We start from the raw sequence: 7,079 nt of genomic DNA, 5'->3' as shown, positions 1-7,079 counted from the left end.
GGGCTCTGCCTTGCCGCAACTCAGTGACGAGTGCACCGCGGCTCCTGGCGGGTGATCCGCGCAGGCCCCCGCCGGCTCTCCCAGTACGTCGTCGGGAGTGGACTCCGCGCCCGTCGCCCGCTCGACGTCGAACCGGGCCCGTGCGAGCGCCTCCAGCGCGGCCGCCTCGGTCCGCTCCGCCTCGACACGCTGCAGCCCGGGCCGTGCGGACGGGCAGGCGCCGGCGGGCGGCGGCCGTGAGCAGCCGGACCGCGCGGGCATGGTCCCCCAGGGCCGCCGGGGCGTTGGCCACGAGGGCATGGAGGGCGGCGGGGGCGTCGAGCGGGGGGGTGGTCGGGCCAGATCTCGTCGATGAGGGTCCGGGCAGTGGTGGCGCGGCCCGGGCGGAGGGCCGGGACGGTGAGGAGGGTGCGCAGACGGGGGCCGCCAGCGGGAGGGGGCTCCTCGGTCGCCCTCTGCTCGGGCCGTGCTCAGGAGCTTGTACCGCACCGGGCCGTCGTTGGCCGGGGTGGTGGTCGGGTGCCGGAGGGGCTCGGTGCCGTGAGCACCTCCCAGGCCGTCGGGGCACTGGCGGAGGCGCGGCCGCCCGCAGCTACGGGGCCCCTACGCCCCCGCTCCCAACGCCCTTCCGCGCGCCGAGATCCCCGCGGGGACCGCACGCGCGCGTGCCGGGGTTCCCGTCCAGCAGGTGCCTCGGCGGGACAGGAGGCGGCGGAGCCAGAGTTCCAGGGAGATCAGGTCCGCCAGGCCGTCCAGGGGGAAGGGCGCGCCGTCGGCCGTGGCGCGTACCGCCTTGCGGACCACTCTCGCCTCCACCAGGCCCGCTTCCGCCAGCAAGGGGGTGGAGAAGAGGTCGACGAGCGAGTTCGCGGCGAGCCTGAGGCCCGTGCGGGCCGCGGCGGCCGAGGAGCCGTGGGAGGGGGCGCCCCAGCCGGGCGGCAGGCCGCCGACGCCCGCGCCCTCCAGGACGGTGCGCAGGATGGCCGCCCGTGCCCCCGGCTGCACCCGCAGGGTCTCGGGAAGCGCGCGGCAGGCGCGGACGACCTGGTTGTCCAGGAACGGGGCGTGCAGTCGCTGGGAGCGGATCTCCGCGGCCTGTTCCAGGACACGGAGGTCGCCGGCGTGCCGCGCCAGTGCGGCACGCGCGCGGTGGTCGCCGGGGCGCTCCCCGGGGCCCCCGCCGGGCCGGCCCGCGGCCCCCTGGAGGCGAACCGATACGTCAGCCAGTGCCTCGCCGGTCAGCCAGCGCGCCGCCGGCCCGGGTCTCGCCCAGGTGAGCGCGGCGAGCGACGCGCCCACGGCACCCCCGGGCTCCTCGAACCGGCGCCGCATCAGCCGGTCGGCGAGTGCGTCGACGCCGGCCCGGTAGGGCGTGCGGGCCAGCTTCCGGGCCGCGCTGTACACGCGCGCGGGGACCATCACCGAGCCGTCCGCCTTCGCGAGAGCGGCCATGGGCCGCACCAGGTGGCGGCGCTTGCGGTCCATCAGCAGGTCGGCGAGCCGGGCCGGGTGCGCGTCGAGGACCTGCCGGGCGCCGTAGCCCGTGAAGTGGTCGGCGCTGCCCGACACCAGACGGGCGCGGTGCCGGGCCGCCGTCACCAGGGAGGGACCCGGTTCGTCCGTCAGCGGGCCCTCCAGGTCGGCGTAGGGGAGCGCGTCCTCGCCGCCGGTGACCACCACGTGGTGCAGCCGGGGGTTGGCCGCGAGCGTGCCGGCCCGTTCCAGTTCGGCCTCGCGGCCCTGGACGGCGAGGTCGTTGAAGGTGACGGCGAGCAGGCGTTCGCCCGCGCCGGTGCCGTGCCCGAGGATCGTGCCGGGCATGCCGGGCAGACCGGCCGCGAGGAGGGCCAGGGTGCCGGAGGCGGGGCCGCCGGACAGGTCGGCGCCGATCCCGGGGACGGGCATGCCGCGCGCGGCACGACGTTCGGCCGGCCCCATGCCCGGCACGGGTCCCGGGTCGAGGTCGGCACTCGGGACGTGCCGTGGCGCCGACAGACGCGCGCGTACGGCGTCGACCAGGGCGTCGCGCACCGCGTCCACCGCGTCGGCCGGGTCCGCCGGAGGCGCCGCGACCGCGAGGGAGGCGACCGGTTCGTATCCGGCGATCTCCCGGGCCCCCGCGCGCAGGATGAGCGCGTGCCCCGGCGGGATGCGGCGTACGCCGTCGTACGGGGTGGAGTCGTGCAGCGCGGCCGGGACGTCGGGCGCGGCCAGCAGGGCCGCCAGGTGCCCGAAGTCCAGGTTGGCCTCGATGAGGTCGGCGAGCGGGAGCGCGGCGGTCGCGTAGGCCGTGCCGCCCGCCCAGGGGGTGTAGAACACCGGCCGGGCGCCCGCGAGGTCTCCGCACACGGTGATCCTGCGGCCGACCTGGACGACGGCGGTGTAGCTGCCGGACCAGGCGGTCAGATGGCGCAGCGCCCCGCCGCGGGCGGCGAACAGCGCGACGCGCAGCTGCTCGTCGGAGGCGCCGCAGGTACCCAGGACGGCGATGCGGGTGCGCGCGTCGGCCTTCACGACCCGCACCTCGTCGGGGCGCCAGTCGCCGACCGCCCACAGCGGATCGGGGTCGCCCCACAGGAGTTGGGAGCCGACCGGGTGCACGGTCTCGCCGTCGTGTCCGGTGGCGCCCGCGGAGCCGGGCTCGGCGGCGCCCGCGGCGGTGCTGCTCCATCCCACCAACCACCGCATCGACGCCTCCACAGGCTGTGGACAACCAGTGCACCGGACGAACGGCTCCATGCTGCCACGAAGAGTGCGCGCCGGAGGGTGCACACCACAGCTCGTGCGCCCCGTAACGCGCCCGTGGGGAGCGGCCCACGAGCCGGTGAACTCCCGCGCGAGCCACGGCTGTCGGGGGGACGAGAGGAAACGGTGACGTGAATGCGCCCCCGCAATGCTCCCCGAAAACGCCGTTCGCGCCCTCAAGAGTCGTGGTCGGAGCCAGGTTGGGCGTCGAAATCCACCATCGGTTTTCGGCCAAATCGGCTGTGGGTGGCCAGGCTTGGGCACGCTCCGTACAGGCCCTGGGCAACGCACGGTCCGGGAGACGGAGTTCGCCTCCCGGACCGGTCCGCCGCCCGCGGGGATGGAGGCGGCGGTGTCCCCCAGCCCACTGGATCCAGTACAGCGGGCCGACCCACGCACGGCCCATGGAACCGGCCCCGCGGTGGCCGGAGAAGAGCGCACGGGCGGGCGCACGGCCACACATCGGGAGCACGCGGCGACACTCCGTACATGAGTGCGGACCACAATCCCGCCATCCGGATTTACGCCCCTTAACGCATGGGATGCGGCGAACTACGCTGGGTTTACGAATGCCGCGCGGTTATGCCACCGCCGCGGCAGCCGTCTGTGTCGAGGGGTGGCGCATGTCCAGGGAGCAACGCGGGCCGAACGAAAAGCTCGGCGCCGTTCTCGCCCTCGCGGGAATCAGCAACGCAGGACTCGCCCGGCGCGTCAACGATCTTGGCGCCCAGCGCGGGTTGACACTTCGCTACGACAAGACCTCGGTGGCGCGCTGGGTGTCGAAGGGCATGGTGCCGCAGGGCGCCGCGCCGCACCTGATCGCCGCGGCCATCGGCCAGAAGCTCGGCCGCCCCGTACCGCTCCACGAGATCGGTCTGGCGGACGCGGATCCCGCACCGGAAGTGGGCCTCGCCTTCCCCCGGGACGTAGGACAGGCGGTGAAGTCGGCGACGGAGCTGTACCGCCTCGACCTCGCCGGGCGCCGGGCCGGCGGCGGCATCTGGCAGTCGCTGGCCGGATCGTTCGCGGTGAGCGCCTACGCGACCCCTGCTTCCCGCTGGCTGATAACCCCGGCCGACAGCTCGGTGGCCCGGGACCCCGGCCCGGGCGAGGGGTCCGGAGCGCCGCTCAAGGTCGGCCACAGCGACGTCCGGAAGCTCCGCGAGGCCGCGGAGGACGCCAGGCGCTGGGACTCCAAGTACGGCGGCGGCGACTGGCGGTCGTCGATGGTCCCGGAGTGCCTGAGGGTGGAGGCGGCGCCGCTGCTGCTCGGGTCGTACTCCGACGAGGTCGGCAGGGCGCTGTTCGGCGCGGCGGCCGAACTGACCCGGCTGGCGGGCTGGATGGCCTTCGACACCGGCCAGCAGGAGGCCGCCCAGCGCTACTACATCCAGGCGCTGCGCCTGGCGCGCGCGGCGGCCGACGTACCCCTCGGGGGCTACGTCCTGGCCTCCATGTCGCTGCAGGCGACCTACCGGGGCTTCGGCGACGAGGGCGTCGACCTCGCGCAGGCAGCCCTGGAGCGCAACCGCGGCCTGGCCACCGCCCGCACCATGAGCTTCTTCCGCCTGGTCGAGGCACGCGCGCACGCACGCGCGAGTGACGCCCAGGCGGCCGGCGCGGCCCTGAAGGCGGCCGAGAGCTGGCTGGAGCGGGCCCGCGACGGCGACAACGACCCGTCCTGGCTCGGCTTCTACTCCTACGACCGCTTCGCGGCCGACGCCGCCGAGTGCTACCGCGACCTCAAGGCCCCGCGCCAGGTCCGCCGCTTCACCGAGCAGGCGCTGTCGCGGCCCGGGGAGGAGTACGTGCGCTCGCACGGGCTGCGCCTGGTGGTGTCGGCGGTCGCCGAGCTGGAGTCGGGCAACCTGGACGCGGCGTGCGAGCAGGGCGTGCGGGCGGTGGAGATCGCCGGGCGCATATCGTCGGCGCGCACCACCGAGTACGTACGGGACCTGCTGCACCGGCTGGAGCCGTACGGCGACGAACCGCGCGTGGCGGAACTCCGGGAGCGGGCACGACCCCTGCTGAGGGCTCCCGCCTGAGCCGACGGAGGGGACACCGCCGGGCGCATCCCGGGTTTGAGCGCATTGTCAGTGGCGCAGTGCACTATCGAAACCGGGAGGTGGAGCAGGTGCGGGATATCGCCTACGACTGCGACGTGCTGGTGATCGGCGGTGGAATCGTCGGCCTGTCGACGGCGTATGCGATCACGCGTGCCGCGCCGGGCACGCGGGTGACCGTCCTGGAGAAGGAGGCCGGCCCGGCGCGCCACCAGACGGGGCGCAACAGCGGCGTCATCCACAGCGGGATCTACTACCGTCCCGGCTCCCTGAAGGCGCGGTACGCGGTCGAGGGCGCCGCCGAGATGGTCAAGTTCTGCGCGGAACACGGCATCCCGCACTCCGTCACCGGCAAGCTGATCGTCGCCACGGACCGGGACGAGCTGCCACGCCTGCACGCGCTGGTCCAGCGAGGCAGGGAGAACGGCATTCCGGTACGAGAGCTGGGCGCGGCCCAGATCGCGGAGTACGAGCCGGAGGTGCGCGGACTGGCAGCCATCCACGTGGGCACCACCGGGATCTGCGACTTCGTGGCGGTCGCCCGGCAACTCGGCGACGCCTCCGGCGCGGAGATCCGGTACGGGGCGGAGGTGGTCCGGATCGATCGGCGCGCCTCGCTGGGGGTCGCCGTGCGCACGGATGACGGGACGGTGCTCCGCGCGCGCGTGCTGGTCAACTGCGCCGGGCTGCACTGCGACCGGGTGGCCCGGCTGACCGGGGACGAGCCCGGGGTGCGGATCGTGCCGTTCCGGGGCGAGTACTACACGCTGCGCCGGCCGGAGCTGGTGCGGGGGCTGGTGTATCCGGTGCCGGATCCGGCGTTCCCGTTCCTCGGGGTGCATCTGACCCGGGGGATCGACGCAGAGGTCCACATCGGGCCCAACGCGGTGCCGGCGCTGGCCCGCGAGGGGTACGGCTGGGGCGTCGTACGGCCTCGGGAGCTGGGCGCTACGGTGGCGTGGCCCGGATCGTGGCGGATCGCGCGGCGGCACTGGCGGTACGGGGCCGGGGAGCTGCGGCGGTCTGTGTCGAAGGGGGCGTTCACCGAGGCCGTGCGGAGGTTGCTGCCCGCGGTACGGGAGGACGACCTCGTGCGGGCCCCTGCAGGGGTGCGGGCGCAGGCCGTGCTGCGGGACGGGACGCTGGTGGACGACTTCCTGATCCGGGAGGGGGCGCGGGCGGTGCACGTACTGAACGCGCCGTCCCCTGCCGCCACCGCTTCGCTGCCGATCGGGCGGGAGGTGGCACGGAGGGTGTTGGCGGTGCTGGGGCGGGAGTGAGCGGTGCCCGGGGTCCGGGGGCCGTCAGGTCGGATTCCGCCCGCCGTTCCCTGCCCTTCCCGCCCCTGCGGGGCTCCGCCCCCGGACCCCCGTCCACCTGCGCCCTACCCCTAAAATTGGTCCCACTGTGTCTGATCCCCTCAACTTCGCTCCCGATGATTCCCAGGTCACCCGTGGCGGCGGCTACGGTCGTGGTGCCGACGTGTCCGTCCGGCACACCCGGCCCAAGGGGGAGCCCCGGTTCCCCGACGGTCCCCAGGCCGATCCGGCAGGGTCGCACTTCGAGCGGCGGATCCGCAGCTTCCAGCCGCGGCGGAGCCGGGTGACCTCCGGACAGGCGGACGCGCTGCAGCGACTGTGGCCCATGTGGGGGCTGGACATCGACGGGCAGCGGGTCATCGACCTCGCCGAACTGTTCGGGAACGCCCGCCCCGTCGTGCTGGAGATCGGGTTCGGCATGGGCGAGGCCACCGCGCAGATGGCCGCCGCCGACCCGGACACCAACATCCTCGCCGTCGATGTGCACACCCCCGGCCAGGGCAACCTGCTGGCCCTCGCCGACCGGGCAGGCCTGACCAACATCCGCGTCGGCAACGGCGACGCGATCATCCTGCTCCGCGAGATGCTCGCCCCCGACTCCCTCGGCGGGCTGCGCGTCTACTTCCCCGACCCCTGGCCCAAGAAGCGCCACCACAAGCGGCGGCTCATCCAGCCCGACTTCCTCACGCTCGCCGCGAGCCGTCTTCAGCCGGGCGCGCTGGTGCACTGCGCCACGGACTGGGAGCCGTACGCCGAGCAGATGCTGGAGGTGTTCACCGCCCACCCGGAGTTCGACAACACCCAGCCCGGCGGCGGCTACGCGCCACGCCCCGGCTTCCGGCCGCTGACCCGTTTCGAGGGGCAGGGCCTGGACAAGGGTCATGTCGTGAACGACCTGCTCCTCCGTCGCGTACAGCACCGCGACCTGCCCTCCGCCGAAGACTGAGCGTCC

At 74.6% G+C, this 7,079-nt stretch carries 5 protein-coding genes; 3 read left to right on the top strand and 2 right to left on the bottom strand.

Annotated features, from left to right (window positions below):
• Both AC5WS8_RS37325 and AC5WS8_RS37320 read right to left on the bottom strand, forming a co-directional pair.
• The coding region (locus AC5WS8_RS37325; protein WP_496107934.1) for a hypothetical protein at positions 1-261 on the bottom strand (261 nt) is incomplete at its 3' end.
• A gap of 342 nt (positions 262-603) precedes the next feature.
• Positions 604-2,688: an asparagine synthase-related protein gene (locus AC5WS8_RS37320; RefSeq protein WP_496107933.1), complete on the bottom strand. Its 2,085-nt coding sequence runs from the start codon at positions 2,686-2,688 to the stop codon at positions 604-606.
• A gap of 680 nt (positions 2,689-3,368) precedes the next feature.
• Between AC5WS8_RS37320 and AC5WS8_RS37315 the strand changes: the two genes are divergently transcribed.
• The 3 genes from AC5WS8_RS37315 (at position 3,369) to trmB (ending at position 7,073) form a co-directional block, all read left to right on the top strand.
• Positions 3,369-4,790: an NsdA family TPR-like regulatory protein gene (locus AC5WS8_RS37315; RefSeq protein WP_496107932.1), complete on the top strand. Its 1,422-nt coding sequence runs from the start codon at positions 3,369-3,371 to the stop codon at positions 4,788-4,790.
• A 59-nt stretch (positions 4,791-4,849) separates the two neighbouring features.
• Positions 4,850-6,088 carry an L-2-hydroxyglutarate oxidase gene (gene lhgO / locus AC5WS8_RS37310; RefSeq protein WP_496107931.1) on the top strand — a complete coding sequence of 413 codons (1,239 nt, stop codon included), beginning with the start codon at positions 4,850-4,852 and terminating at the stop codon, positions 6,086-6,088.
• 202 nt (positions 6,089-6,290) lie between these two features.
• Positions 6,291-7,073, top strand: coding sequence for a tRNA (guanosine(46)-N7)-methyltransferase TrmB (gene trmB, locus AC5WS8_RS37305; protein WP_496107935.1), 783 nt, complete (start codon positions 6,291-6,293; stop codon positions 7,071-7,073).
• Positions 7,074-7,079 lie beyond the last annotated feature (6 nt).

It is taken from the genome of Streptomyces sp. PTL18, from assembly GCF_059510295.1.
This window is presented reverse-complemented; position numbering and strand designations above follow the sequence as displayed.